Source organism: Pseudomonas syringae group sp. J254-4 (genome assembly GCF_032586855.1).
Classification (GTDB): domain Bacteria; phylum Pseudomonadota; class Gammaproteobacteria; order Pseudomonadales; family Pseudomonadaceae; genus Aquipseudomonas; species Aquipseudomonas amygdali.
In genome coordinates this window covers 47,888-73,505 of sequence record NZ_JAWHOO010000023.1, presented here as the reverse complement: position 1 = coordinate 73,505, position 25,618 = coordinate 47,888, and the positions used below count along the sequence as shown (strand labels likewise).

The window sequence follows — 25,618 nt, the reverse complement described above, 5'->3', positions numbered from 1 at the left end:
CCGGGCAACGCAGTCGGCGTCCATGATCTGCAGTTGTCGTCAGCTTTTTTGGCCTATATACAAAACCGACTGTTCCGTAATGCCGTGCTGCTTGAAGACGCCTTCACCGAATGCCTGCGAGCCGAGGGCCTTCACGTCGAAACCGGCCTGCGTCAAACGGGACTGGAAGTCTTGCCTGGCATACATCCGCACATGATCGTCCTGGCCGAAGCGCGCCCAGCGCTCATCGACGCTTGGCTCGTCCGGGTCTTCTTCGGTTTCGGTGGCGGTCAGCAGAATCGGCACCATCAGGATGGCAGAGCCGCCTTTGGCCAGTACCCGAAACAGCTCGGACATGGCCTTGCGGTCATCAGGTACGTGCTCAAGTACGTGCGAGCACACGATGAAATCGAAGGACTCGTCGGCATACATGTGCATGTCCATGATATCGACCACGTCATCAGCCAGCGGCGAGAACAGGTCGGCCGAGCGATATCGGGCGTTGGGCAGGCTGCGCAGAAACTTCGAGAGCACCACTGCTGGCGCGATATCGAGGATACGCAACGGTTTGCCCGGCGGGTTGTCGAGCATGTTCATGGCAAACAGCGCGTAAAGCCGGTCGCGGTCCGACGCCATGCATTCGGGGCAGCTGTATTGCCCGACGTTAAGGGTTTCGAAGTCTTCGATGCAGTAGTGGACGTTCAGGCGGTGGAGGATTTCCAGATGGCTTCTACCCAGCGGATAGAAGTTCGGGAAACGACAGGAGCAGACCGGGCACGTTCGCATTAGCAGTTCTCTTTACTGGCTTTGACGATCACATCAATGATGCTGTCGAAGGCTTCATCCGTCAGGCTGTCGTAGATCGGCAGGCACAGGATCTGACTGGACAGACCGGTCGCGACACGCAGGCGATCGGGTTTTGCCGAGTCAAGGCCCCGGTACATCGGGAATGTGGAAATGAGCGGGTAAAAGTAACGGCGCGCCAGGATGTTGTGGTCGCGGAACCGCTGATAAAGGTCATCGCGGGAAATCGCGAAGTCTTCGGTGACCAGCACCGGGAAGTACGAGTAATTGTGTTTTTCGGTGCTTTTCCAGAGAATTTTCAGCCCCGGCACCGTTGCCAGCGCATCGCGATAGCGTTCATCGATACGTTGCCGTTTCAAGAGCGCTTCGTCGATGTACTTCAACTGAAGCAGACCGAACGCAGCGTTGATCTCACTCATCTTGCCGTTGATTCCCGGCGCGACTACGGTCACTTCGTCAGCAAAGCCGAAGTTCTTCAGGTAATCGATGCGTTGCTTGGTCTTGGCATCCGGACTGATGATGGCCCCGCCTTCGAAGGTGTTGAACACCTTGGTGGCGTGAAAGCTCAGCACCGACAGATCCCCGTGATTCAGCAGGCTTTGCCCGCGATGCTGGACACCGAACGCATGGGCGGCATCGTAGATGACCTTCAAGCCATAGCGATCGGCGATCTGCTGAATGCGGTCGACGTCACACGGGATGCCGTAGCAGTGTACGGGCATGATCGCCGTGGTAGCCGGAGTGATGGCTTCTTCAATGCGCTCCGGGTCCAGGTTATAAGTACCCGGGTCGATGTCGACAAACACCGGCGTCAGGCTGTTCCAGAGCAGCGAATGGGCGGTTGCCACGAACGAGTAGGGCGTGGTGATGACTTCGCCCTTGATGCGCAGCGCCTGAATGGCGGTCATCAGCGCCAGCGTGCCATTGGAAAACAGCGAGAGATGCTGCACGCCCAGGTACTCGGCCAGCTCCTTTTCAAGCTGCTGGTGAAACGGACCGCCATTGGTGAGCTGGCGGCTTTCCCATATGTGTTCGAGGTAGGGAATGAACTCCTCCAGAGGCGGTAACAGAGGACGAGTTACTGGAATCGGTGCGCTCATGGAGGGTTCTCTGCTCGTGTTTTATCCGATTGCTGTTCGAAAGGGCATCTGCTTCAAGGGCTTCCGGCAAAGGCGTTGCCATTGACATAAAAATGACAGTCGAACTGTTGTGACCGGGGTACACAGCAAGAACCCGGCCAAGACCGCTTTTGCCGGATCAGGTAGAGGTCGGGTAGTGATCCTTCTCACGAAGGTGTTTCAGTGCTTGATATCCCGAACGCCCGCTGCGTATTTTGTACGGGTTGCCGCCGAGCGGCCTGGCCCACGACAAAGGAATGAACCATGACACGCAATGACCCCCATCCGCTGGCACAGCTGCTGATGGGCATTGATGAAGTGGAGTGTGTGACCCCGGACCTGAACGGCGTGCCACGCGGCAAGGTGATGACCGCTGCCGGTTTTCTGCAGGGCAGGCGATTGCAGCTTGCGCGGGGTGTGTTGCTGCAATGCATCATGGGCGGGTACCCGCCGTCACGGTTTTACGGTAGCGATGATGGCGACCTCGCGCTGCTCAGCGATCCGCAGCAGGTCCATCGTCTGCCCTGGAGCGAGCAACCGCGCGCCCTGGCCATCTGCGATGCGGAGGAGTTGAGCGGCGAGCGTTGCATGCTCTCGACGCGCAGCCAGCTCAAGGCCGTCATTGCCCGCTATGCCGCACGTGGGCTGGCCCCGGTTGTGGCCACTGAACTCGAGTTCTTTGTCTTCGCGCCCAACCCCGAGCCGCTGTATCCGTTCGTGCCGCCGACAGGGCTGGACGGACGACGCGAGCAGGGGCATTCAGCGTTCAGTATCAGCTCGAACAATGGCTTGCGGCCTTTTTTCGCCGAGGTATACGCCTGCATGGCGGCGTTGGGCCTGCCGCGGGACACGGTGATGCACGAAATGGGCGTCAGCCAGTTCGAGATCAACCTGCTGCATGGCGACCCGCTGCTGCTCGCCGACCAGACCTTTCTGTTCAAGCACCTGCTCAAGGAAGTCGCGCTCAAGCACGGGCTTATTGTGGTCTGCATGGCCAAGCCGCTCGCGCACACGGCGGGCAGTTCGATGCATCTTCATCAGAGCGTGGTGGCAATAGACTCCGGGGTAAACGTCTTCAGTGACGCAGATGGCCAGCCGACTGACACGTTTCGTCACTTTATCGCGGGTCAGCAGGTCTGCATGGCTGACTTCACCGCGCTGTTCGCGCCCAATGTGAATTCCTATCAGCGCCTGTGCCAACCCTATGCTTCGCCCAATAACGCCTGCTGGTCCTACGACAATCGCGCAGCCGGCCTGCGCATCCCGTCGAGTGCAGCGGCGGCTCGAAGGGTGGAGAACCGTTTGCCAGGCGCCGACGCCAATCCTTATCTGGCCATCGCCGCAAGCCTGGCGGCCGGGCTGCATGGCATCGAGCAAAAGCTGGAACCCACCCCGCCCATGCAAGGCGAGATTGAGGTGCCGGAAGAATTGTCATTGCCGTGTACCCTGCACGCCGCTCTGGAGCGTCTGAAAAGCAGTCAGTTGGCCAAGGAACTGTTTGGTCATGAATTCATCGAAGGCTACATCGCGTCGAAGACCCTGGAACTGACCAGTTTTTTTGACGAGATAACCCCCTGGGAACGGCGCGTTCTGGCTGCTCAGGTTTAAGAATCGCAGTGTTGGGCTCGCCCGGTCGGGCGACTCCCTATTTTTGGAAAGTTGATGCGCCAAATCTGGAAGTCCTTTCGAGCGCTTTATTTTGCCTCGTTGATGATGTTGATCGGCTCAGGTCTGCTGAGCACTTATCTGGCCCTGCGCCTGGCGGCCGACCAGGTCGACAGTCTGTGGGTCGGTGCGCTGATGGCCGCCAACTATTTCGGTCTGGTCCTGGGGGGCAAGATCGGTCACCGTCTGATCGGCCGTGTCGGTCATATTCGGGCCTATGCCACCTGCGCCGGTATCGTCGGTGCTGCGGTGCTAGGGCATGGCCTGATCAGCTGGTTGCCCGCCTGGCTGGTACTGCGGGTGATTGTCGGTCTGGGCATGATGTGCCAATACATGGTCATCGAGAGCTGGCTGAACGAGCAGGCCGCCGCGAAACAGCGCGGCATGGTGTTCAGCGGTTACATGATTGCGTCCTATCTGGGCCTGGTGCTGGGGCAACTGGTACTGGTGGTCCACCCGCAACTGGGCCCTGAGCTGCTGATGCTGGTGGCATTGTGCTTCGCGCTGTGTCTTGTGCCGGTCGCCATGACCCGGGCAATTCACCCCGCACCGTTGCACCCGGCACCGCTGGAGCCGCTCTTCTTCATGAAGCGTGTGCCGCAGTCGCTGACGGCGGTGTTGGGTGCCGGGCTGATCATCGGTTCGTTCTACGGTCTGGCACCGGTTTACGCCGCCGAACAGGGGCTGTCCACCGAGCAGGTCGGTCTGTTCATGGGCTGCTGCATTCTGGCCGGGTTTCTGGTGCAGTGGCCATTGGGGCTGCTGTCCGACCGCTATGACCGATCCGTACTGATGCGCATCTTTGCCGCTGCACTGGTGGTGGCGTCATTGCCGCTGGCGGTGTTTCCGAGTGTGCCGGTCGAAGTCCTGTTCGGCGTCGGCTTTCTCGCCTCGCTGATGCAGTTCTGCCTCTATCCACTGGCGGTGGCATTTGCCAATGACCACGTCGAGGCCGAACGCCGGGTGTCGCTGACGGCCATGTTGCTGATGACCTATGGCATCGGCGCGAGTATCGGCCCGTTGGCTGCCGGCGTGGTCATGAAGCTGTTTGGCGGCCACATGCTGTATGCGTTCGTCTGTGGTGCCGGGGTGATTCTGGTGCTGCTGATCAGACCCAAGGCCGTTACCCATTTGCATCAGGTCGAAAACGCACCGCTGCATCACGTCGCGATGCCGGACAGCATGTCCAGCTCGCCGCTGGTGGTTGCACTGGACCCGCGTGTCGATGAGCAGGTGGTTCAGGAGCAGATGCAGACCACCGTCGAGCCGGAGTCCGAACCTGAGTCTGAGGTGGTGGCCGACGCCGACGCAGAAACCGAGGCACAGGCCGAGCCGGTCGCGGGCACGGAAACAGCCGAAGCTGAAGAGCACGAACGCGAGCGTGAAAGCGAGACCTGGAAGGCTTGAGTGTAGCGGGGGGCAGAGCAGGGGATTACGGTGTGATTGCGGCAGGTTGCCGCAATCACCAGCAAGCAGAAGCGGGGATCAGAAGTCGTCGTCTTTGTCGAAGCGGCGAGCTTCACGCTGCAACTGATAGACGAAACGCTCTACCTGACGCTGCACAAGCCCACTCATGTTGTGGAAGCGCACGCCGGCAAAGGTGGTGTGGAATCTTTCCTCGAAGTGCAGATAACGCAGCTCGACCGGGGCTGTCATTGCTCCGAATGGCAACTTCGCAATAAAGCGTTCGTATACCTGGCCCAACTGCATGCGCTCGGACACATCGCCTTCAAAGCGCAGTTTGCAACCGGTTGCAGAGATGTCCAGCAGTTTGCCGGTCAGAGGGGATTTCAAACGGTCGCCGCCGATCTCGATGTCGACCAGCTGTGCCAGCTTCAGCGCTGCACGAAATGCGTTGCGCCGCTGGTGGTAAATCACTTCTTCAGGCAGCGGTCCGCGGTACAGGCGCTGCCCGTCGGTATCGACAATCTCCATCTGAGACGAGCTTTCCCAGGCGATACGCACGCCGTCGTGAAAACCTTCGACGCGGAAAGACTCGCCATTACTTAAAAAGCGTTCGCCATCACGGGGGATCATTTCGTCGAGCGCCATGACGTTGCTGTCACGGTCGACTTCAAGCAGGTAGCTCTGAAAGCGTTGGGCACGCTCATGGAAGGTAATGATCAGAGGATCATGACTCTCGAGTAGCAACCGCAGGTTAGCGGCAATTTCCAAAGGTGTGTTGAGGACCTTCGGGGGCTGCGGAGCATCGTCCGCGCTTGAGCCATTCACGTTCTTGAATCTCCAGGCAAAATACTACGGCAACGCAACAACAGGCATTCTGCCACTACGCACGAAACCTTGATACAGGAAGTTACGCCTGACTCAGAGGGCGTGGTTTTGCTCTAAGCGCAGTTGATCCGCGACTGTCATAGAGCGTGGGCGTCTCACCGCCGTTCAGTATGCGAAGCTGATGAGCCGTGCTGATCTGTTGCAGCTGGATCAGACTACCATTCTGCTCGTTCAGCGTCTGGCATTCATTGATCAACGCATTCAGTTCGTCACCGGCCATCAGCAATTGCTCGCCGACATCCGACTGGCTGGCCAGTTGCTGGAGACCACTGCGATTGGCTGGCAGCCCCGTGCCCGCAAGCACTTGGCTACGTTTGCGCCCATGTTGATCGAGAAGAATGACCAGCGCCTGTTTCTGCGCCAGCACCTGCTCCATCTCGCCCATGTCGCGGCCGTGAAGAATCAGGGATTCGGCCTGCAGCAGCTCTAGAAGCTGTCGGGCCGAAACCATGTCGTCAGTGATCATCTGCAACAAAGTAGTGTCTTGCATCGCATGCTCTGGTTTTTAAGCGTCCAGAATATCCAGCGCCAGCCTTGGCTTAGCGTTGGGTTTCGAAATTCAACAGTTTGCTGGCGACACGGTTGCTGTCCACTGTGTAACTACCGTCGGCGATGGCCTGCTTGAGCTCGGCAACGCGAGCACTATTGACGGTTGGCAGATCGGTCAGCTTGTCCGTGATTTTCTGCAACTGTTGAGCCTCACTGCTCAAAGAAAAAGTTTCCCCGGTGCTTTTGACACCTGCGGTGGCTGCAGGGGCTGGCGCATCGGTTTTGACGGTGTCTTTGCTGGCGCTGGTACGTGATGTACCGGCAACAGACTGTGAATTGTTAAGGCGACTGAAATCTATGACCATGATTGAAAAAACCTCTGGGTGTTTGGACGCTTGCCTTGTTTTCGGCCAACCCCTATCAAACTTTAGGCCGATTGTGAGAAAGCTTCCCAATAGACGCTTTTCACCGTCGGATATTCCCCGCAGTCTAAAAAAAACACACCCTGTGCGCCAGCATCAATGCATTACATGGCCACTTCCACCTGCCCTGGGCCGGTGACATTCGCTTTGATCACCCGCTGGGAATTAAGGTTTTTCACCCGTATCTGTTCGTTGAAACCTCCGTCGGACATCGCTTCGCCGGGCATGCGCACCGCCAGCGAACCGCTGCGGGCGATGATGACCACCTGGTCGCCCTTGTGAATCATTTGTGGCTGTTCCAGTGCCACCGGGGTGACGACCTGGTCGATGACCATTTGTCGGACAACCTTTTGACCGACGGCCTGATCAAGAGAGGCCAGGAATCCCTGGCCCAGGCTGCTCACGTCGCGCTCACGCAGCGCAACGTCTTCTTCAGTAACGATGGCATCGCGTTTCAGCGGGCGCATCACGGTTACAACGTTGCGATACAGCAGCACCTGGGCTGGCACAAATACTGTCCAGGGCGAAGAACCTTCGCAGCGTACCCGCACCGTAACCCGGCCGACCGGGCGCGGGCTTTCCAGTGTGGCTGTCAAATCCTTGTCACAGGCACCCATCCGTAAACGCGGGTCGAGCTGCTTGACCTGTATGTCATGACGCCCGTCAATCTGGTTGGTTGCCAAATAGTCTTCTACTGTGAACTCAAGAAACCCTTGGGTGACGCCGATAAGCTGTTCAGGCAGTGTGAAATTCTCTGCGCGAGCAAGGCTCACCGTGCCACAAAGGCACAGCAGAGCGATTGCGCACAGAAGCCTGCGGGTTTCTAATGCGAGGTGTCGAGAAATTGTCGTCTTTGCGTTCATGAGGTAATAAATAGCAAAGCCCGTGCCGCTTGTTGATCTGGTGTCTGGGCGGCGGTCATTTTGGTAAGGGGGTTCGGCATGGCAGGTGTAATGGATTCGGTAAACCAGCGAACTCAGCTGGTGGGTCAGAATCGCCTGGAGCTGCTCTTGTTCCGTCTCGACGGCAAGCAGCTCTACGGGATCAACGTCTTCAAGGTAAAAGAAGTACTGCAATGCCCGAAACTCACCATCATGCCCAAATCGAGCAAGATCGTCCGGGGTGTGGCCAATATTCGTGGCGGTACGATCCCGATCATGGATCTGGCGATGGCGACGGGTTCCACGGGCATGATTTCGCTGGTCAATTCCTTCGTCATCATTACCGAGTACAACACCAAGGTTCAGGGTTTTCTGGTGCATTCTGTAGAACGCATCGTCAACATGAACTGGGAAGAGATTCATCCACCACCCAAAGGTACCGGGCGCGATCATTACCTGACCGCAGTTACCCGGGTTGATAATCAGTTGGTGGAAATTATCGACGTCGAGAAGATTCTTGCCGAAGTCGCACCTATTTCCGAAGAAGTGTCGGTCGGTGTGATCGATGCCGAGGTTCAGCACAAGGCAATTTCGCTGCGTGTGCTGACGGTCGATGACTCGTCGGTGGCCCGCAAGCAGGTCAGCCGCTGCCTGGAAACCGTCGGTGTGGAAGTGGTTGCCCTGAACGATGGCCGTCAAGCGCTGGATTACCTGCGCAAAATGGTCGAAGAGGGTAAAAAACCGGAAGAAGAGTTCCTGATGATGATCTCCGACATTGAAATGCCGGAGATGGATGGCTATACCCTTACAGCTGCGATACGTAATGACCCGCGTATGCAGAAGATGCACATCACCTTGCATACCTCTCTGTCCGGGGTATTCAACCAGGCGATGGTCAAGAAAGTCGGCGCTGATGATTTTCTCGCGAAATTCCGGCCTGATGATCTTGCGGCCAGGGTTGTTGCGCGGATCAAGGCAGCAGAATAACCAGCCGGGGGCGTCGTCCCCGGTGATTCACATGATTTGAGAGGCGGCACCTTGTCTACGGGTAATTTGGATTTTGATCAGTTCCGGGTATTTCTGGAAAAAGCCTGTGGCATCTTGCTTGGGGAAAACAAGCAGTATCTGGTGTCCAGCCGCCTCAACAAACTGATGGAGCAGCAAAGCATCAAGTCGCTTGGCGAGTTGGTTCAGCGCATCCAGACCCAGCCGCGCAGTGGGTTGCGCGAACAGGTTGTCGATGCGATGACCACCAACGAAACCCTGTGGTTTCGCGATACCTATCCGTTCGAAGTGCTGAAGAACAAAGTGCTGCCCGAGCAGATCAAGGCCAGCCCTGGTCAGCGACTGCGCATCTGGTCGGCGGCCTGCTCATCGGGCCAGGAACCGTACTCACTGTCGATGTCGATCGATGAGTTCGAGCGCGCCAATCAGGGCCAGCTCAAATCGGGCGTGCAGATTGTTGCCACCGATTTGTCTGGTGCAATGCTCAACAACTGCAAGACTGGCGAGTACGACAGCCTGGCTATCGGCCGCGGCTTGTCGCCGGATCGTCTGCAGCGTTTCTTTGATGTAAAAAGTCCGGGTCGCTGGGTCGTCAAGACGCCGATCAAGAGCCGTGTGGAGTTCCGCTCGTTCAACCTGCTCGACAGCTACGCCTCGCTGGGCAAGTTCGACATCGTGTTCTGCCGCAACGTACTCATCTACTTCTCCGCTGAAGTGAAGAAGGACATCCTGCTGCGCATCCACGGTACGCTCAAGCCAGGCGGTTACCTGTTTCTGGGGGCTTCCGAAGCGCTCAATGGTTTGCCGGATCACTATCAGATGGTTCAGTGCAGCCCCGGGATCATCTATAAGGCCAAGTGACGGTCTGTCAGTTGCCTGCGATAAAAAAAGAGACCTTCGGGTCTCTTTTTTTGTGCGCGGCTGAGAACAGCTTCGATCGTCTGACCATCGGTTCATGTTTGCGTACTGTTACTCACCAGTTTGGCAAAAGCGTTGGCGGCGGCGCTCTGGTAGCCGTTTTTACGCCGCAGCAGCGCAACCGTTCGCCCAGGCAGGGCAGGGATCGTCTGAACTTTGCGCAACCCGTGCTGCTCGCGAACGATGGCATCGGGAAGAATGGTTGCCATACGCCCCTGGGCAACAACCTTGAGCAAAATGGCGATCGAGTTCGCCTCCAGGTTGACCGCAGGCTTGAAATTCTGCGTCTGGCACCAGGCATCCAGCAGCTGGCGAGTGGCGAATCCGGGGGCGAGCAAGGCAAAGCGAAGCGTTTGCAGGTCCTCAAGTGTCAGAGCGGTCTGCTGCTTATCGGGGGCAGGTTTGGCCATGACCAGGCACAGTTGCTCATCGAACAGAGGCTGGCTGTCGATCTCGACGGCATGACTGCCGGCAAAACCGATGGCCAGATCGAGCGCGTCACTGATCAATGCCTCGGTGATCTGCTCCAGAGGCAGCTCCGTGAGGATGATTGTTACGCCGGGATACAGCGCGCTGAAGCGGTCGATCAACGGCGCTATCAGGTATTCACTGAAGGTTGGCGTGACGCCGAGGCGCAATTGTCCGCGTGACAGATCGCTGACATCGTTGAGCGCACGCTTCCCGGCCTCCAGCTCAAGCAGGCAGCGACGCGCGTGGTCCAGATACACGCGGCCAGCATCGGTCGGCACGACGCTGCGGCGGGTGCGGTCGAACAGTTGCACACCCAGGCTGCTTTCCAGCTGCCTGATCTGTTGCGACAACGCCGGTTGCGAGACATGCAGGGCCTCGGCCGCCCGGGTGAAATTGCCATGGTCGGCGACTGCCAGCAAATAACGTATATGGCGTAACAGCACGGCATCACCATAAGGCAGGATTATGGCGATGATCATAAATCAGTCTTGGATCTTATGGTGATAGTTACCGATGCTGTGATTGATGTGATTTCATTCCGGAGGTTTACCTATGCCGCACAGCAACATTTCCAGAGCGCCGCGCCAGAATCTGACTGAACGTGTGCTGCAGGCCAAGACCGCAAAGAACCTGACGTGGGCAGGGCTTGCAGAAGGTACGGGGTTGAGCGTGGTGTATGTCACGGCTGCATTGCTCGGTCAGCACCCATTGCCGGAAGCGGTGGCCGAGGTAGTCGCCGAGCGTCTCGGGCTGGACAGGGGCGCGGTCGCCGAACTGCAAACCATCCCGTTGCGCGGCAATGTCGAAGACGTTTCCAGTGACCCGACGATCTATCGCTTCCACGAAATGGTTCAGGTCTACGGCACAACGCTGAAGGCATTGGTGCATGAGCAGTTCGGCGACGGCATCATCAGCGCAATCAACTTCAAGCTCGACATCAAGAAAGTCGAAGATCCGGAAGGGGGCGAGCGAGCCGTGATCACCCTTGATGGAAAATTTCTGCCCTATAAACCGTTCTGAGGACGCTGAGATGAGTGATAAAGGAAGACCGCCATTTCCACCCTTTACCCTGGAGACGGCTGTCCAGAAAGTCCGTGGCGCCGAGGATGGCTGGAACTCTCGCGATGCGGCGAAAGTTGCCCTGGCCTACACCGAAGACACCTACTGGCGTAACCGCAGTGAGTTCATCAATGGCCGCGCAGAGGCTCAGGCCTTTCTGGAACGCAAGTGGCGCAAGGAACTGGACTACCGGCTTATCAAGGAGCTCTGGGCATTCACGGATAACCGCATAGCCGTGCGCTATGCCTATGAATGGCATGACGACTCTGGCAACTGGTTCCGTTCGTATGGCAACGAAAACTGGGAGTTCGCTGCAAACGGCCTCATGCAGCGGCGCTTTGCCTGCATCAACGATTTGCCGATCGCCGAGTCCGAGCGCAAATACCATTGGCCACTGGGGCGGCGACCTGATGACCACCCTGGGTTAAGTGAGCTTGGCCTCTGATTCAGTCGTCAAAGAGACCTTCGGGTCTCTTTTTTATTGGGCGTCCGAATGAGGCAATGAGGAAGTGCCGCCATTGTCAGGCGGCAAGTCGACACTGGCAAAAAAACGGCACCCCGCTTGCCGCTTTCTCCTCCCACAGCGGAAATGCCTTGCCGCTTTTCTGGCATCGCCGCCTCGCCGCCGCCTGCGGGCCCTGCAAACATTGGCTTTTACAACATGGCACGCCGATTGCTTTGTCAGTAACAACAGAATCAGGTCAACCGGCAAAGGTTTCCCGAAATGAGCATCAGCTTCGATAAAGCGCTAGGCATACATGAAAAGGCTCTGAACTTCCGGGCTCAGCGTGCAGAGGTGTTGGCCAACAACATCTCCAACGCCGATACCCCGAACTTCAAGGCTCGCGATCTGGACTTCTCGTCGGTGCTGGCTGCCGAAAACGACAAGGTGCAGAACGGTCATTTCGCGCTGAACAAGACCAACAGCCGCCATATCGAAGCCGAAGGCATGGGCAATGATGACGGGACGCTGCTGTATCGCACCCCGTCGCAGCCTTCGCTGGACCAGAACACCGTCGATTCCCAGGTCGAGCAGGCCAGCTACACCGAGAACGCCATGGGCTTTCAAGCCAGCTTCACATTGCTCAACAGCAAGTTCAAAGGGCTGGTTGCAGCCCTTCGCGGAGAATAATTCATGTCACTAGCCAATGTGTTCAACATTGCCGGTAGCGCCATGAGTGCCCAGACCACGCGTCTGAACACTACGGCCAGTAACATCGCCAACGCCGAGACCGTGTCTTCGAGCATGGACCAGACCTACCGCGCCCGTCACCCGGTGTTTGCCACCGTGATGCAGGGTCAGCAGTCCACAGGCGGTTCGCTGTTCCAGGATCAGGGCGAAGCCGGGCAGGGCGTTCAGGTCAACGGCATCATCGAAGACAGCTCGAACCTGGAAGCACGTTACGAGCCCAATCATCCTTCCGCTGACAAGGACGGGTATGTCTACTACCCCAACGTCAATGTCGTGGAAGAAATGGCCGACATGATTTCTGCCAGCCGGTCTTTCCAGACCAACGCCGAAATCATGAACACCGCTAAATCCATGATGCAGAAGGTTCTGACCCTCGGTCAGTGATAGAAGGCGAACGTTATGGCCGATAACACCACAGCAAGCAGCGTCTCATCGACGTTCTTGAACACACTGCAGAATCCGACGCCGACCGCGACGAATTCCACCGGTACGCTGGGCAAGGACGCGTTCCTGCAGCTGCTCGTGACGCAGATGAAGAACCAGAACCCGCTGGACCCACAGGACAACACTCAGTTCGTGGCCCAACTGGCGCAGTTCAGCAGCCTTGAAAGCATGCAGAACCTGACGTCGACGGTTGACACGATTGCAACCAGTTACAAGTCGTCCCAGGCGTTGCAGGCATCGTCGTTGGTGGGTCGCTCGGTGATCATCGATTCGAGCTCCACCACCGTGGATACCACCAAGGGTATGACCGGTTCGATCGTTATTCCGAGCGCCACTACCGCGACAAGTATCAAGGTTTACGATTCGCAATCGAACCTGGTCGACACCGTCGAGCTGGGCGCGCAGAAAGTCGGCACCACCAGTTTTGCCTGGGACGGTACGGACGGCGACGGTACAGCGCTTGCGTCGGGCAACTACACCTTCAAGGCTGAAGGCTCGGTTGACGGCAAGAACACACAGCTTTCGACTTACCTGCCTGCCACGGTCAACAGCGTTACGTTGGGTGTGAATGGTGCAGAAACAATGCTCAACCTGGCCAGCGGCAGTGTTGCCCTGTCCAAAGTTCAAACCATCGGATTGTAGAGCCTACCAGGCGCAGGAGTGAAACATGTCTTTCAATATCGGCCTTAGTGGGCTCTATGCTGCAAACAAGAGTCTCGACGTTACCGGCAACAACATTGCCAACGTTGCGACCACCGGCTTCAAGTCTTCGCGTGCGGAGTTTGCTGACCAGTACGCCCAATCGATTCGCGGCACTTCCGGCCAGACCAATGTGGGCAGCGGCGTAACAACCGCAGCGGTTTCCCAGCAGTTCTCGCAGGGCAACCTGACTACCGGTACTGCCAACAGCCTCGACCTTGCCATCAACGGCAACGGTTTCTTCATGCTCAGCAATAACGGCGAGAAGCTGTACACCCGTGCCGGTGCATTCCACACCGACAAGGAAGGCTACGTCGTCAACAGCGGCGGCATGAAGTTGCAGGGTTACAACGTCGATGCCAACGGCAGTGTGGTGACCGGTGCATTGAGCGACCTGCGCGTGGACTCGTCCAATCTCCAGCCCAAGGCAACTACCGCCATTACCAACGTTGCCAACCTGAATTCGACGACTGCCTTGCCGTCCCTCACCACGTTTGATGCGACTGACACCAAGTCGTACAACATGAAGTACAGCACGCCGACCTACGACACTCAGGGTAACGCGCACACGCTGGATCAGTATTTCGTCAAGACCGGCACCAACACCTGGTCCATGTACTCGCTGATGGACGGTCGCAGCATTTCCGACCCGACCACCACTACGGCCGACAAGAACGACCTGACATTCGACTCATCGGGTAATCTGGTTGTCGCAGCGCCGGGCGCCGTACCAACCGACAGTGCGAACATCAAGTTCAACACTGATGGCACCTTCACTGTCGCCAACTGGGTACCAGGTGTGCAGTCCGGCACCGGCACGACCACCAGCTGGGGCGCGAACGGCGCTACAGGTGCCTCCATCAAACTGAACATGGCCGGCATCACCCAGACCGCGTCGGTCTCGGGCCTGATCACTCAGGACCAGGACGGCTACGCCACTGGCCAGCTCAGCGCAATGAGCGTTGATGCAACCGGTAACCTGTTCGCGACCTACACCAACGGCAAATCCCAGGTGATCGGGCAGACCTCGCTGACCAACTTTGCCAACGTGCAAGGCCTGGCGCAGGCAGGTGGCACCAACTGGCGTGAAACCTTCGCTTCCGGCGTACCGGTCAGCGGCACGCCGCAATCGGGTACCCTCGGCTACATCACTGGTCAGGCGCTGGAAGAGTCCAACGTCGATCTGACCATGGAGCTGGTCAACCTGATCAAGGCGCAGAGCAACTACCAGGCGAACGCCAAGACCATCTCCACTCAAAGCACCATTATGCAAACCACTATTCAGATGACTTGATAGTGTATAGCGTTAAATAAAGCCCCTTTTTGAAGGGGCTTTTTTTTTTGCTTGTTTTTTATAAAGTGATGCACGTTCGAGTTTAATTAAACTTGCGGAAAGTTCGGTCAATGTACTTGGAAATCTCCTACGCGCGATGATGTGAGAATCAAAACTCCTCTATGAGTTGCCCTTTGGGGCGAAGGAGTTTTCATGTCGTTCAATACCGCGATCAGCGGCATTCATGCTGCGAACAAAAGGCTGGAGGTGGCCGGTAACAATATTGCCAACTCCGGCACCATCGGGTTCAAGTCCTCGCGTGCGCAGTTCTCGGCGCTGTATTCAGCCAGCCAGTTGGGCAGTGGTCGCAATGCTATAGGTGATGGCGTACGCCTTGCTTCAACACAGCAGAACTTCAATCAGGGCGAAAGCATGACCACGTCGGGTAATCCGCTCGACATGCGTATTCAGGGCAACGGCTTTTTTGTGGTGAGTGACGGTGGGTCTCTTGCCTATACCCGTGCCGGAGCGTTCCTCAAGGATGCGGCGAACTTCGTCGTCGACAGCGAGGGTGGACGATTGCAGGGCTATGCGGCAAACGAGCAGGGCGAGATCAAGCGTGGGTTGCGTACCGACTTGCAGATTGACACATCGAATGTATCGGCCAGAGCCACCACGCGGGTTGCCGAGAACATCAACCTGGACGCCTCGCTGCCTTCGCTCGCGCGCTTGCCGGTCTTCGACCCGGCCGATCCTGCGACCTACACGCGGGCCGTTGGCCGTACCATTCAGGACGCGGGGTCTGGAGCGGGTGCCACTGCGGTGCCCGCGGCGGATCATGAGCTCAAGCAGTATTTCGTCAAGACCGGCGACAGTCAGTGGTCCATGTATGTACTGATCGATGGGCGTAATCCGGTGGACCCGAACAGCGTGGCACCGTTGCATGTCACCCTTGAGCAAAGACCAAACGGATCGCTGTCATACAGCGGCAATAGCCAGCACCTTCGTAAAATCTCGGATACCGAATTTGCCCTGCAAGGCTGGCGGCCGGCTGAAGAGGTCGATGGTGCCTGGGTCAGTAACGGCGCTGCCAGCGGCGGCACAGTGTCGCTGCCGTTGAAGGATGGATCGACCAGCATGCTTGACCCTGGTGATGCGTTGATGAATCGCCCGGTTCCGGCGTTTGATCCATCGGACCTGAAGACCTACAGCGATATGTTTGCCAATGCGATTTTCGACAGTCAGGGCAATCAGCACGAGCTGAAGCAGTATTTCGTGAAGGACGGCACCAACAGCTGGCGCATTCATGCGCTGATTGATGGTCGCAACCCGCAGATGCCTGACTCCACCGACCCGCTGACGGCGAACATCGTGTTTGATTCTGGCGGCTGGGTACAGTCGTTGACCGGCGGCCCCGGTTTTGCGAGTACCCATAACAATGGTCTGCAATTGACCGGCTGGACACCGGCCATGCCTGCCGAGCGGGTCACAGGGCCAGAAAAATGGGTACCCAACGGTGCGGCTGGCAGTGCGAAGGGCATTACGATCGACTTCACCAACCTGCTGCAGCACAACGCCGCCAGTTCGCGTTCTTCCACGCATGTTGATGGCCATGCGGCGGGGCAGTTGAGCAGCCTGAGCGTGGGGCGCGATGGCATCCTGCGTGCCGGGTTTACCAATGGCATGAACAAGAATATCGGTCAGGTGATACTCGCCAGCTTCGCCAATCCGCAGGGGTTGCAGGCGCGCAGTGATACGCGCTGGACCGAATCCGCCGACTCTGGCGTTGCCGATTACGATGTGCCGGGCGTCGGCACGCTGGGCAGCCTCATTGGCGACGGGCTGGAGGGGTCCAATGTCGTCCTGGCTGATGAGCTGATTGCTCTCATCCAGGCGCAGACGGCTTATCAGGCCAACTCCAAAGCCATATCGACAGAGGCGACCGTGATGCAGACGCTGATTCAGTCGACCTGATCAGATTGAGCAGTCGGATTTGATGAAGTGACCTTTCAGCCGTGTCCAGCCAGGCCCGGGGCTGGTCTGGGCGCAGACAATCCGGCTGTCGCCCTGCCATTTGTAATAGTGAGCGGGGGCGGCCTGGGCGAGGAGGGCGAGGGTCATCAGGCTCGCGCTGGCGATGCCGGCAATGCATGCACGAAAAAGCATGAGGGTTCCCGTTCAGGGCTGCGGTGTCGGCAAGATTATCACTGTCGATCCGCTTGTCAGCCCATACCAATGAAGTTTTTTTGGCGGTGCTCGCTGCTTGATGATCGGCAGGCGGCAGTCCTCCGCCGCTATTGGGTGGCGCTTTGCCCGAAGGGCATCATCGAATGCCGGTTTTTGCTGGTTAATCAGGCATTTGTATCGAGCCTGACAAGTTGGTTCAAAAATTGCTTTAACCCTTTCAGAACAGCTACAGGCGGCAAGCGTCTGTCGGAGGAGGAAGACTGTGGACAAGTTGCTTTACGTCGCAATGAGCGGTGCATCCGAAAACGCGATCGCGCAGAAGGCTCACGCCAACAACCTGGCAAACGTATCAACCAACGGTTTCATGCGTGACCTTGAACAGGCCCGCTCGATGCCGGTGTTTGGCGAGGTCATGCCGTCGCGTGCCTATGCGATGAGCGAACGTCCGGGGACCGACTTTTCCTCCGGCGCCATGGTTGAGACCGGCCGTGAACTGGACATCGCCGTCAAGGGTGATGGCTGGATTGCAGTGCAGACTCCCGACGGTGGCGAAGCCTATACCCGCAGTTCCGGCATGAACATCGATGCCCTCGGTGTGTTGCGCGACGGCAGCGGTTTGCCGGTAATGGGCAATGGCGGTCCGATTGCCGTGCCGCCTCAGCAGCAGATCGAGATCGGTGCCGACGGCACGATCAGCATTCGCTCACTGGGCGAAAGCCCGCAGGTGATGGCGCAGGTCGACCGGATCAAGCTGGTCAAGCCTGACCTCAAGACCATGGAAAAAGGCCCCGATGGCCTGATCCACACCAAGAGCGGCCAGCCTGCTGCTGCCGATGCCACCGTTCAGGTCGAGTCCGGCTTTCTGCAGGCGAGCAACGTCAATGCGGTCGAGGAAATGACCTCGGTACTGGCCTTGTCCCGTCAATTCGAATTGCACGTCAAGATGATGAAGACCGCCGAAGAAGACGATCAGTCTATGGCTCGCGTCTTGCAACTTGGCTAATCAATGACAGCTTGCGCCGACAAACCGGCGCTTGAGGAGAACACACATGCTTCCTGCACTATACGTCGCTAAAACCGGCCTTGCCGCTCAGGACACCAACCTGACCACCATCTCCAACAACCTGGCGAACGTTTCGACCACAGGTTTCAAGAGTGATCGTGCCGAGTTCCAGGACCTGCTCTACCAGATCAAACGCCAGCCGGGTGCCCAGTCCACTCAGGACAGCGAGCTGCCATCCGGTCTGCAACTGGGTACCGGTGTGCGCATCGTCGGCACGCAGAAGAACTTCACGGCCGGTAGCCTGCAGACCACCAACAACCCGCTGGACCTGGCGGTAAACGGTCGTGGTTTCTTCCAGGTGACCCAGCCGGACGGCACTGTTGCCTACAGCCGCGACGGTACTTTTCACCTGAACGCCAACGGCCAGATCGTGACTGCCAACGGCTACGCCCTTGAGCCTGCGATTGTCGTTCCACAGAACGCCCAGACCTTCACTGTCGGACAGGACGGTACTGTTTCCGTCACGCTGGCCGGTGCAACCGCCACACCGCAGATCATCGGCAACATCCAGACCGCTGACTTCATCAACCCGGCCGGCCTGCAGGCCATCGGCGGCAACCTTTATCTGGAAACCGGTTCAAGCGGCGCGCCGCAGATCGGCACGCCTGGCCTCAACGGTCTGGGTCCGACCCTGCAGAACACTCTGGAAAACTCCAACGTCAGCACCGTTGAGGAACTGGTCAACATGATCACCACCCAGCGTGCTTACGAGATGAACTCCAAAGTGATCTCGACCGCCGACCAGATGCTGCAGAACCTGACTCAGAACCTGTAAGTGTTTGATGTTGCCGCTCGTAAAACTGCTCAATCCGATGGGGCGCCTGATAAGCGCCTGTTACACCGCGAGGTTTCAAGTGTCATGAACCGCCTTAGTGTTCCGCGTTTTTCAGTGTTGATCGCTTCATTGTGCGGGATCACCCTGCTGTCTGGCTGCGTTGCGCCGACGGCCAAGCCCAATGACCCTTATTACGCTCCGGTGTTGCCGCGTACACCCATGTCGGCCGCTGCCAACAATGGTGCCATCTATCAAGCCGGTTTCGAGCAGAACCTGTACGGCGACCGCAAGGCTTTCCGTATCGGCGACATCATCACCATCACGCTTTCCGAGCGTATGGCAGCCAGCAAGGCGGCCACTTCGGCGATGACCAAGGACAGTACCAACAGTATTGGTCTGACCTCGCTGTTCGGTTCGGGCCTGACTACCAACAACCCGATTGGTGGCAATGACCTGAGCCTTAACGCGGGCTACAACGGCGCCCGTACTACCAAGGGCGATGGCAAGGCCGCACAGAGCAACAGCCTGACCGGTTCGGTCACTGTGACCGTGGCGGATGTGTTGCCCAACGGCATTCTTGCGGTGCGTGGCGAGAAGTGGATGACCCTCAATACCGGTGATGAGCTGGTGCGTATTGCCGGTCTGGTTCGGGCTGATGACATCGCCACCGACAACACTGTGTCGTCGACCCGTATTGCCGATGCACGTATTACCTATTCGGGGACTGGAGCCTTTGCCGATACCAGCCAGCCAGGCTGGTTCGACCGGTTCTTCCTCAGCCCGTTGTTCCCTTTCTGATAGCGGGATAGACATGATCAAGCTCAAGCAACTGATAGCGGCGACCTTGTTGTTGTCCACAGCGTTCGGCGTTCACGCCGAGCGTTTGAAGGACATCGCAAGCATCTCCGGCGTGCGGGCCAACCAGTTGATCGGTTACGGTCTGGTCGTGGGTCTCAACGGTACGGGCGACCAGACCACCCAGACCCCGTTCACCCTGCAGACGTTCAACAACATGCTGTCGCAGTTCGGCATCAAGGTGCCGTCCGGTTCCGGCACTGTGCAGTTGAAAAACGTTGCAGCAGTTGCTGTGTACGCGGATCTGCCAGCGTTTGCCAAACCGGGTCAGACGGTCGATATCACCGTTTCCTCGATCGGTAACTCGAAGAGCCTGCGCGGCGGTGCGCTGTTGATGACGCCAATGAAGGGTGCCGACGGTAATGTCTACGCCATTGCACAGGGCAACCTGGTGGTCGGCGGTTTTGATGCGGAAGGCCGTGACGGCTCGAAAATCACTGTCAACGTTCCGTCGTCGGGCCGTATTCCCGGTGGTGCTTCGGTCGAGCGCTCGGTGCCGAGCGGCTTCAATCAGGGTAATACCCTGACCCTCAACCTGAACCGGTCCGACTTCACCACTGCCAAGCGGATTGTGGACAAGATCAATGAGCTGCTCGGCCCTGGTGTTGCTCAGGCGCTGGACGGCGGCTCGGTACGTGTGACCGCGCCGCTTGATCCGGGCCAGCGTGTCGACTATCTGTCGATTCTGGAGAACCTGGAAGTTGATCCAGGCCAGACCGCTGCCAAGGTCATCATCAATTCGCGGACCGGCACTATCGTGATCGGTCAGAACGTCAGGGTTTCGCCTGCTGCGGTAACGCACGGCAGCCTGACCGTGACCATCACCGAAGACCCGATTGTAAGCCAGCCGGGCGCATTGTCCGGTGGCCAGACAGCGGTCGTGCCGCGTTCGCGGGTCAATGCCCAGCAGGAGCTGCACCCGATGTTCAAATTCGGCCCAGGCACCACGCTGGACGAGATTGTTCGTGCGGTCAATCAGGTGGGCGCTGCGCCCGGTGACCTGATGGCCATCCTCGAAGCCCTTAAGCAGGCCGGTGCGTTGCAAGCCGACCTGATCGTTATCTGAGGACTCGATAATGGACATGCCCAAGAGCGGAATTTCGTCAGCGGTCGACTCCGGTGCCTACACCGACGTCAACCGTCTGGCAGCGTTGAAGCATGGCGACAAGGACAGCGTGGCCAACCAGAAGAAGGTTGCTCAGGAGTTCGAGTCGCTGTTCGTCAGTCAGATGCTCAAGGCCATGCGTTCGGCCAACGAAGTGCTGGCCAAGGACAACCCGATGAACACCCCGGCGACGCGGCAGTATCAGGACATGTATGACCAGCAATTGGCGGTCACCCTGTCCACCCGTGGCAACGGCATCGGTTTGCAGGACGTGCTGATGCGTCAGCTGTCCAAGGACAAGGGTATTCAGCACGCAGCGCCGACCGATACGACAGCCACGCCTGCAACGACTGGCGATACGACCCCGGCCAAAACCGGGCTGGCGACCAGTGTCTATCAGCGTCCGCTGTGGGCCACGCGCTCGGCGGCGGCAGATCAGACGGCTGCCGCAGTTTCTGCATCCGGTGATGGACGCAATGACATGGCGGCGCTCAACTCGCGTCGTCTGTCGTTGCCAACCAAACTCACCGACCGATTGCTGGCCGGCATCGTGCCTTCCGCCACCGCAGCCGTGAGCAACAGCCCTGTACCTGCTCGCGCAACCGCCAGCAGCGACGGCTCCAATGGTGACTGGACACTCGACCCCAACCTGGCACCCGCGCCTGAGTACGTGCGTTCCATGGCCCAGCCACCGCTGGCACCGGCCAAGCGCGCATTCAGCAGTGCTGACCAGTTTGTCGAAACGATGTTGCCGCTCGCCAAGGAAGCGGCCGCACGCATCGGCGTCGATCCGGTGATGCTGGTGGCGCAGGCTGCGCTGGAAACCGGCTGGGGCAAGTCGATCATGCGTCAGCAGGATGGCAGCAGCAGTCACAACCTGTTCGGCATCAAGGCGGCGGGTAGCTGGAAAGGCGCTGAAGCGCGCGCTATTACCAGTGAGTTCCGTGACGGCAAGATGGTCAAGGAAACCGCAGACTTCCGTTCCTACGATTCCTACGCCGACAGCTTCCACGATCTGGTCAGCCTGTTGCAGAACAACAATCGGTATAAAGAAGTGGTCAATTCGGCCGATAAACCGGAACAGTTTGTAAAAGAATTGCAGAAGGCCGGGTATGCAACTGACCCAGCCTACGCCAGCAAGATTTCGCAGATCGCGAAGCAGATGAAGAGTTACCAGACTTACGCTGCTGCATCGGGCTCTTCCACGACTTTATAAGGTTTTGAATCATGTCGCTGATTTCAATTGGGCTCTCAGGTATCAATGCCAGCAGTGCCGCGATCAACACCATCGGTAACAACACGGCCAACGTGGATACCGCCGGTTACTCGCGTCAGCAGGTAATGACCACGGCTTCGGCACAGATCAATATCGGCCTGGGTGTCGGCTACATCGGCACCGGTACGACGCTGTCCGACGTGCGTCGTATCTACAACAGCTACCTTGATGCCCAATTGCAAACCAGTACTGCCCTGAGCGCCGACGCGGTTGCGTACTCCGGCCAGGCCAGCAAGACCGATACGCTGCTGTCCGACAGCGCGACTGGCGTGTCCACGCAGCTGGCTGACTTTTTCACCAAGATGCAGGGCATTGCCACCAACGCTACGCAGTCCTCGGACCGTTCGGCATTCCTGACTCAGGCTTCTGCGTTGAGCTCGCGCTTCAATTCGGTCGCTTCGCAGTTGTCATCGCAGAATGACAACGTCAATGCCCAGCTCACCACCTTCACCAAACAGGTCAACGAGCTGACCACGACCCTGGCAAGCCTGAACAAACAGATCACTCAGGCAGGGGCTGGCAACACCACGCCCAACTCGCTGCTCGACTCGCGCAATGAGACTGTGCGCCAGCTCAACGGGCTGGTGGGTGTCAAGGTAATCGAGAACAACGGCAACTACGATATCTACACCGGTACGGGCCAATCGCTGGTCAGCGGTGGCACGTCGTACACTATGTCGGCGACCCCGAGCCCTGCCGATCCTCTGCAGTACAACGTACAAATCGCTTACGGCCAGACCAAGACTGACGTCACCTCGGTGATCAGCGGTGGCTCGATTGGCGGTCTGCTGCGCTATCGCTCCGATGTGCTGGTGCCTGCGACCAATGAGCTGGGCCGTGCCGCGATGGTGCTGGCCGATCAGGTCAACAGCCAGATGAGTCAGGGCATCGACAGCAAAGGCAACTTCGGTTCCAGCCTGTATTCCAACATCAACAGTGCCGACGCCATTTCGCAGCGCAGTACCGGCAAGACCACCAACAGCGCCGGTTCCGGCAACCTGGACGTGAGCATTGGCGATACCAGCAAACTGACCGCCGACGATTACGAAGTCACCTTCAGCGACGCCTCCAACTTCACGGTTCGTCGCCTGCCCAACGGCGAAAGCGTCGGCACCGGTGCGCTGACTGACAACCCGCCCAAACAGTTCGACGGCTTCAGTGTCAGCCTCAATGGCAATGCGCTGGCTGCTGGCGACGTTTTCAAGGTTACTCCGACACGCAACGGTGCCTCGGGCATCTCGGTGGTGTTGACCGATCCCAAGGACATTGCAGCCGCCGCACCATTGACCGCGACTGCCGGGTCCAGCAACTCGGGTACAGGCGGCTTCACGCAGCCAGTGCTCAATACCAAATCTGACATCTACGACAGCGTTCAGACCTCCGACCTGCGTAACGCGATCAAAGACTCCGCGCCGATGAAGCTGGTGATGGGTGCGGTCAGCAGTACCGGTGTGCAAAGCTACACGCTGATCAATGCCAGCGGTGCGCCCGTGCTTGACCAGAATGGCAGCGCGGTGAGTGGCACGATCATTCAGGGTCAGAGCAACGCTGTAAAGCTGAGCATCGGTTACACCGATAACACCACTACCCCGGCAGGCAAGACCGCGTTCGAAGTGCAGATGACCCTGTCCGGTTCGCCATTGGTCAATGACACGTTCAGCATCGGCCTGACCGGTGCCGGCTCTTCGGATAACCGCAATGCGCTGGCTGTGGTGGGGTTGCAGACGGCCAAGACCGTCGGCGTCACCAACGGCGGCGTGGGCACCAGCCTGTCCGGCGCTTACTCCGATCTGGTCTCGGTCGTCGGTACATTGGCAGGGCAGGGCAAGAGCGATGTCACCGCCAGCGCTGCCGTCGTTGCACAGGCCAAGTCCGCGCGTGATTCGGTCTCGGGCGTGTCGCTCGATGAAGAAGCGGCCAACCTGATCAAGTATCAGCAGTACTACACGGCCTCTTCGCAGATCATCAAGGCGGCCCAAACCATTTTCAGCACGCTGATCAACAGCCTTTAAGGAGTCGTGAACCATGCGGATCTCAACTACCCAGTTCTACGAATCCACCAACACCAATTATCAGCGTACGTATTCGAATGTGCTCAAGACCAGTGAAGAGGTCTCCAGCGGCATCAAACTCAATACCGCCAGCGATGATCCGGTAGGCGCTGCACGTGTCCTGCAACTGGCTCAGCAGAACTCAATGCTGACCCAGTACGCGTCGAACATCGGCACGATCAATACCAACATCGTCAATTCCGAGACCGCGCTGACCAGCATCGTCGATACGATGCAGACAGCCCGTGAAGTGATCGTGTCGGCAGGCAACGGTGCCTACACCGATTCCGACCGCCTGGCCAAGGCTGCTGAACTCAAGCAGTATCAGAGCCAGCTTCTCGGCTTGATGAACAGCCAGGACTCCAACGGCCAGTATATTTTTGCCGGGTCCAAGTCTTCGGCGCCGCCGTACGCGCAGAATGCCGATGGCACTTACAGCTACAGCGGGGACCAGACCAGCGTCAATCTGGCGATTGGTGATGGCCTGGTTTTGCCGAGCAACACCACAGGCTATGAAGCGTTCGAGCAAGCCGTCAACACTACCCGTACGTCGTCGACGCTGCTTTCGCCTGCGACCGACGACGGCAAGGTCGGCCTGACTGGCGGTCAGGTGACGTCCACCAGCGCCTACAACTCGGGCTATCAGGCTGGCGAACCGTACACCATGACGTTCCTCAGTGGCACGCAGTTCAAGATTACCGATGCCAGCGGCACCGATGTCACGACCGATGCGTCAACTGCCGGTAAATTCAGCTATGGCTCGTTCGCTGATCAGACCTTCACCTTCCGCGGTGTAGAGCTGACCATGAACATCAACCTGTCAGCCGCCGAATCTGCCACGCCTGCAACGGCCGCTACTGCACTGACCAATCGCAGCTATGAACTGGCCTCGACGCCAGACACGGTCTCGACCTCGCGCAGCCCGGGTAACACATCGGCCGCCACTATCAGCAGTTCGGCAGTGGGCAACACCACGGCTGACCGCACGGCGTTCAACAACACTTTTCCGCCCAATGGTGCGATTCTCAAGTTCACCAGCGCCACTGCCTACGACCTGTATGCGTCGCCTGTCACCAGCAGCAGCAAGCCGGTGTCGAGTGGCACGTTGACCGGTTCGACGGCCAATGCGTCGGGCGTCAATTTTACGGTCAGCGGCACGCCAGCAGCCGGTGATCAGTTTGTCGTGGAGTCCGGCACGCACCAGACCGAGAACATCCTCAATACGCTGACAGCGGCGATCAAGGCGTTGTCGACACCCACTGACGGCAATCTGGTTGCCTCGCAAAAGCTTGATGCCGCATTGGGCTCGGCGCTTGGCAACATTGCCAGCAGCATCGACCAGGCGTCCACGGCGCGCTCCGCCGGCGGCGCACGCCAATTGGCGGCGACGGCGCAAGGCACGACCAACGAGTTGCTGAAGGGTAACAACACGGTTGAGCAAGGCACCTACGTCAACGCCGATATCGTTGAGGCCACCACCCGGTTGACGCTGCAGAAGACCATGCTGGATGCCTCTCAGCAGGTATTTGTCCAGTTGTCCAAGCTGAACCTGTTCAGCCAGCTGTAACCCTGGCATTGAGCATCCGCCGTCTTTA

General features: G+C 58.2%; 26 protein-coding genes. 18 read left to right on the top strand and 8 right to left on the bottom strand.

Annotated features, from left to right (window positions below; translation table 11 throughout):
* Nucleotides 1–39: 39 nt before the first annotated feature.
* Together RYB09_RS22435 and vioA are read right to left on the bottom strand one after the other, a co-directional pair.
* A complete protein-coding gene (locus RYB09_RS22435; RefSeq protein ID WP_057402142.1) occupies nucleotides 40–765 on the bottom strand; it encodes a class I SAM-dependent methyltransferase in 726 nt (241 codons plus the stop codon).
* Nucleotides 765–1,883, bottom strand: a complete 1,119-nt coding sequence (gene vioA / locus RYB09_RS22430) for a dTDP-4-amino-4,6-dideoxy-D-glucose aminotransferase VioA (protein ID WP_057402143.1) — start codon at nucleotides 1,881–1,883, stop codon at nucleotides 765–767. The genes RYB09_RS22435 and vioA overlap by 1 nt, the downstream gene beginning before the upstream one ends.
* A 384-nt stretch (nucleotides 1,884–2,267) precedes the next feature.
* On the opposite strand from vioA, the gene RYB09_RS22425 reads away from it, so the two are divergent.
* Nucleotides 2,268–3,509: a glutamine synthetase family protein gene (locus RYB09_RS22425; protein ID WP_161936592.1), complete on the top strand. Its 1,242-nt coding sequence runs from the start codon at nucleotides 2,268–2,270 to the stop codon at nucleotides 3,507–3,509.
* A 54-nt stretch (nucleotides 3,510–3,563) separates the two neighbouring features.
* Nucleotides 3,564–4,973 carry an MFS transporter gene (locus RYB09_RS22420; protein WP_004664422.1) on the top strand — a complete coding sequence of 470 codons (1,410 nt, stop codon included), beginning with the start codon at nucleotides 3,564–3,566 and terminating at the stop codon, nucleotides 4,971–4,973.
* Nucleotides 4,974–5,051: 78 nt separating this feature from the next.
* On the opposite strand, the gene RYB09_RS22415 is transcribed toward RYB09_RS22420, so the two are convergent.
* The 4 genes from RYB09_RS22415 to flgA form a co-directional block, all read right to left on the bottom strand.
* Nucleotides 5,052–5,798: a flagellar brake protein gene (locus tag RYB09_RS22415; RefSeq protein ID WP_004658708.1), complete on the bottom strand. Its 747-nt coding sequence runs from the start codon at nucleotides 5,796–5,798 to the stop codon at nucleotides 5,052–5,054.
* Between the two features lie 82 nt (nucleotides 5,799–5,880).
* Nucleotides 5,881–6,348 (bottom strand): flagella synthesis protein FlgN, encoded by a 468-nt coding sequence (locus RYB09_RS22410; RefSeq protein WP_058401311.1) that lies wholly within the window; start codon nucleotides 6,346–6,348, stop codon nucleotides 5,881–5,883.
* Nucleotides 6,349–6,397: 49 nt separating this feature from the next.
* A complete protein-coding gene (gene flgM / locus RYB09_RS22405; protein ID WP_058401312.1) occupies nucleotides 6,398–6,712 on the bottom strand; it encodes a flagellar biosynthesis anti-sigma factor FlgM in 315 nt (104 codons plus the stop codon).
* A 161-nt stretch (nucleotides 6,713–6,873) separates the two neighbouring features.
* Nucleotides 6,874–7,632 (bottom strand): flagellar basal body P-ring formation chaperone FlgA, encoded by a 759-nt coding sequence (gene flgA, locus RYB09_RS22400; RefSeq protein ID WP_002554323.1) that lies wholly within the window; start codon nucleotides 7,630–7,632, stop codon nucleotides 6,874–6,876.
* Nucleotides 7,633–7,710: 78 nt separating this feature from the next.
* Here flgA and RYB09_RS22395 point away from each other — a divergent pair, with 78 nt between their 5' ends.
* A complete protein-coding gene (locus RYB09_RS22395; RefSeq protein ID WP_002554322.1) occupies nucleotides 7,711–8,637 on the top strand; it encodes a chemotaxis protein CheV in 927 nt (308 codons plus the stop codon).
* A 51-nt stretch (nucleotides 8,638–8,688) separates the two neighbouring features.
* Nucleotides 8,689–9,516, top strand: coding sequence for a protein-glutamate O-methyltransferase CheR (gene cheR / locus RYB09_RS22390; RefSeq protein WP_005744560.1), 828 nt, complete (start codon nucleotides 8,689–8,691; stop codon nucleotides 9,514–9,516).
* 92 nt (nucleotides 9,517–9,608) lie between these two features.
* Here the strand turns inward: cheR and cynR are convergent, their stop codons facing one another.
* Nucleotides 9,609–10,523 carry a transcriptional regulator CynR gene (gene cynR, locus RYB09_RS22385; RefSeq protein WP_316890267.1) on the bottom strand — a complete coding sequence of 305 codons (915 nt, stop codon included), beginning with the start codon at nucleotides 10,521–10,523 and terminating at the stop codon, nucleotides 9,609–9,611.
* A 73-nt stretch (nucleotides 10,524–10,596) separates the two neighbouring features.
* Between cynR and cynS the strand changes: the two genes are divergently transcribed.
* The 7 genes from cynS (at nucleotide 10,597) to RYB09_RS22350 (ending at nucleotide 16,685) form a co-directional block, all read left to right on the top strand.
* Complete coding sequence (gene cynS, locus RYB09_RS22380; protein ID WP_058401314.1) at nucleotides 10,597–11,064, top strand: cyanase; 468 nt, start codon at nucleotides 10,597–10,599, stop codon at nucleotides 11,062–11,064.
* A gap of 10 nt (nucleotides 11,065–11,074) precedes the next feature.
* Nucleotides 11,075–11,548 (top strand): DUF1348 family protein, encoded by a 474-nt coding sequence (locus RYB09_RS22375; RefSeq protein ID WP_003370064.1) that lies wholly within the window; start codon nucleotides 11,075–11,077, stop codon nucleotides 11,546–11,548.
* A gap of 279 nt (nucleotides 11,549–11,827) precedes the next feature.
* The gene (gene flgB, locus RYB09_RS22370; protein WP_002554317.1) at nucleotides 11,828–12,235 is read left to right on the top strand and encodes a flagellar basal body rod protein FlgB; all 408 of its coding nucleotides are present in this window, start codon (nucleotides 11,828–11,830) and stop codon (nucleotides 12,233–12,235) included.
* A 3-nt stretch (nucleotides 12,236–12,238) separates the two neighbouring features.
* Complete coding sequence (gene flgC, locus RYB09_RS22365; RefSeq protein WP_002554316.1) at nucleotides 12,239–12,679, top strand: flagellar basal body rod protein FlgC; 441 nt, start codon at nucleotides 12,239–12,241, stop codon at nucleotides 12,677–12,679.
* Between the two features lie 15 nt (nucleotides 12,680–12,694).
* Nucleotides 12,695–13,381, top strand: a complete 687-nt coding sequence (locus RYB09_RS22360) for a flagellar hook assembly protein FlgD (RefSeq protein ID WP_058401316.1) — start codon at nucleotides 12,695–12,697, stop codon at nucleotides 13,379–13,381.
* Nucleotides 13,382–13,406: 25 nt separating this feature from the next.
* On the top strand, nucleotides 13,407–14,732 hold the full coding sequence (flgE, locus tag RYB09_RS22355; RefSeq protein ID WP_054078063.1) for a flagellar hook protein FlgE: 1,326 nt from the start codon (nucleotides 13,407–13,409) through the stop codon (nucleotides 14,730–14,732).
* A gap of 192 nt (nucleotides 14,733–14,924) precedes the next feature.
* Entirely contained in the window at nucleotides 14,925–16,685 is a 1,761-nt protein-coding gene (locus tag RYB09_RS22350; protein WP_316890264.1) for a flagellar hook protein FlgE, read from the top strand.
* Here the strand turns inward: RYB09_RS22350 and RYB09_RS22345 are convergent, their stop codons facing one another.
* Nucleotides 16,686–16,877, bottom strand: a complete 192-nt coding sequence (locus tag RYB09_RS22345) for a hypothetical protein (protein ID WP_005754776.1) — start codon at nucleotides 16,875–16,877, stop codon at nucleotides 16,686–16,688.
* 283 nt (nucleotides 16,878–17,160) lie between these two features.
* Here RYB09_RS22345 and RYB09_RS22340 point away from each other — a divergent pair, with 283 nt between their 5' ends.
* The 7 genes from RYB09_RS22340 (at nucleotide 17,161) to RYB09_RS22310 (ending at nucleotide 25,590) form a co-directional block, all read left to right on the top strand.
* On the top strand, nucleotides 17,161–17,901 hold the full coding sequence (locus RYB09_RS22340) for a flagellar basal body rod protein FlgF (RefSeq protein WP_058401318.1): 741 nt from the start codon (nucleotides 17,161–17,163) through the stop codon (nucleotides 17,899–17,901).
* 46 nt (nucleotides 17,902–17,947) lie between these two features.
* Complete coding sequence (flgG, locus tag RYB09_RS22335; RefSeq protein ID WP_058401319.1) at nucleotides 17,948–18,736, top strand: flagellar basal-body rod protein FlgG; 789 nt, start codon at nucleotides 17,948–17,950, stop codon at nucleotides 18,734–18,736.
* Between the two features lie 84 nt (nucleotides 18,737–18,820).
* Nucleotides 18,821–19,534, top strand: a complete 714-nt coding sequence (gene flgH / locus RYB09_RS22330; protein ID WP_003370084.1) for a flagellar basal body L-ring protein FlgH — start codon at nucleotides 18,821–18,823, stop codon at nucleotides 19,532–19,534.
* Between the two features lie 13 nt (nucleotides 19,535–19,547).
* Nucleotides 19,548–20,657 (top strand): flagellar basal body P-ring protein FlgI, encoded by a 1,110-nt coding sequence (locus RYB09_RS22325; RefSeq protein ID WP_316890262.1) that lies wholly within the window; start codon nucleotides 19,548–19,550, stop codon nucleotides 20,655–20,657.
* Nucleotides 20,658–20,667: 10 nt separating this feature from the next.
* Nucleotides 20,668–21,912 (top strand): flagellar assembly peptidoglycan hydrolase FlgJ, encoded by a 1,245-nt coding sequence (flgJ, locus tag RYB09_RS22320; protein ID WP_316890260.1) that lies wholly within the window; start codon nucleotides 20,668–20,670, stop codon nucleotides 21,910–21,912.
* 11 nt (nucleotides 21,913–21,923) lie between these two features.
* Nucleotides 21,924–23,984 carry a flagellar hook-associated protein FlgK gene (flgK, locus tag RYB09_RS22315; RefSeq protein ID WP_122258545.1) on the top strand — a complete coding sequence of 687 codons (2,061 nt, stop codon included), beginning with the start codon at nucleotides 21,924–21,926 and terminating at the stop codon, nucleotides 23,982–23,984.
* A 13-nt stretch (nucleotides 23,985–23,997) separates the two neighbouring features.
* On the top strand, nucleotides 23,998–25,590 hold the full coding sequence (locus RYB09_RS22310; RefSeq protein WP_058408774.1) for a flagellar hook-associated protein 3: 1,593 nt from the start codon (nucleotides 23,998–24,000) through the stop codon (nucleotides 25,588–25,590).
* Nucleotides 25,591–25,618 lie beyond the last annotated feature (28 nt).

Coding starts and splice junctions, on each gene's coding strand:
- RYB09_RS22435 (WP_057402142.1), bottom strand. CDS start 765: ATGCGAACGTGCCCGGTCTGCTCCTGTCGTTTCCCGAACTTCTATCCG.
- vioA (WP_057402143.1), bottom strand. CDS start 1,883: ATGAGCGCACCGATTCCAGTAACTCGTCCTCTGTTACCGCCTCTGGAG.
- RYB09_RS22425 (WP_161936592.1), top strand. CDS start 2,268: ATGACCGCTGCCGGTTTTCTGCAGGGCAGGCGATTGCAGCTTGCGCGG.
- RYB09_RS22420 (WP_004664422.1), top strand. CDS start 3,564: ATGCGCCAAATCTGGAAGTCCTTTCGAGCGCTTTATTTTGCCTCGTTG.
- RYB09_RS22410 (WP_058401311.1), bottom strand. CDS start 6,348: ATGCAAGACACTACTTTGTTGCAGATGATCACTGACGACATGGTTTCG.
- flgM (WP_058401312.1), bottom strand. CDS start 6,712: ATGGTCATAGATTTCAGTCGCCTTAACAATTCACAGTCTGTTGCCGGT.
- flgA (WP_002554323.1), bottom strand. CDS start 7,632: ATGAACGCAAAGACGACAATTTCTCGACACCTCGCATTAGAAACCCGC.
- RYB09_RS22395 (WP_002554322.1), top strand. CDS start 7,711: ATGGCAGGTGTAATGGATTCGGTAAACCAGCGAACTCAGCTGGTGGGT.
- cynR (WP_316890267.1), bottom strand. CDS start 10,523: ATGATCATCGCCATAATCCTGCCTTATGGTGATGCCGTGCTGTTACGC.
- cynS (WP_058401314.1), top strand. CDS start 10,597: ATGCCGCACAGCAACATTTCCAGAGCGCCGCGCCAGAATCTGACTGAA.
- RYB09_RS22375 (WP_003370064.1), top strand. CDS start 11,075: ATGAGTGATAAAGGAAGACCGCCATTTCCACCCTTTACCCTGGAGACG.
- flgB (WP_002554317.1), top strand. CDS start 11,828: ATGAGCATCAGCTTCGATAAAGCGCTAGGCATACATGAAAAGGCTCTG.
- flgC (WP_002554316.1), top strand. CDS start 12,239: ATGTCACTAGCCAATGTGTTCAACATTGCCGGTAGCGCCATGAGTGCC.
- RYB09_RS22360 (WP_058401316.1), top strand. CDS start 12,695: ATGGCCGATAACACCACAGCAAGCAGCGTCTCATCGACGTTCTTGAAC.
- flgE (WP_054078063.1), top strand. CDS start 13,407: ATGTCTTTCAATATCGGCCTTAGTGGGCTCTATGCTGCAAACAAGAGT.
- RYB09_RS22350 (WP_316890264.1), top strand. CDS start 14,925: ATGTCGTTCAATACCGCGATCAGCGGCATTCATGCTGCGAACAAAAGG.
- RYB09_RS22345 (WP_005754776.1), bottom strand. CDS start 16,877: ATGCTTTTTCGTGCATGCATTGCCGGCATCGCCAGCGCGAGCCTGATG.
- flgG (WP_058401319.1), top strand. CDS start 17,948: ATGCTTCCTGCACTATACGTCGCTAAAACCGGCCTTGCCGCTCAGGAC.
- flgH (WP_003370084.1), top strand. CDS start 18,821: ATGAACCGCCTTAGTGTTCCGCGTTTTTCAGTGTTGATCGCTTCATTG.
- RYB09_RS22325 (WP_316890262.1), top strand. CDS start 19,548: ATGATCAAGCTCAAGCAACTGATAGCGGCGACCTTGTTGTTGTCCACA.
- flgJ (WP_316890260.1), top strand. CDS start 20,668: ATGGACATGCCCAAGAGCGGAATTTCGTCAGCGGTCGACTCCGGTGCC.
- flgK (WP_122258545.1), top strand. CDS start 21,924: ATGTCGCTGATTTCAATTGGGCTCTCAGGTATCAATGCCAGCAGTGCC.
- RYB09_RS22310 (WP_058408774.1), top strand. CDS start 23,998: ATGCGGATCTCAACTACCCAGTTCTACGAATCCACCAACACCAATTAT.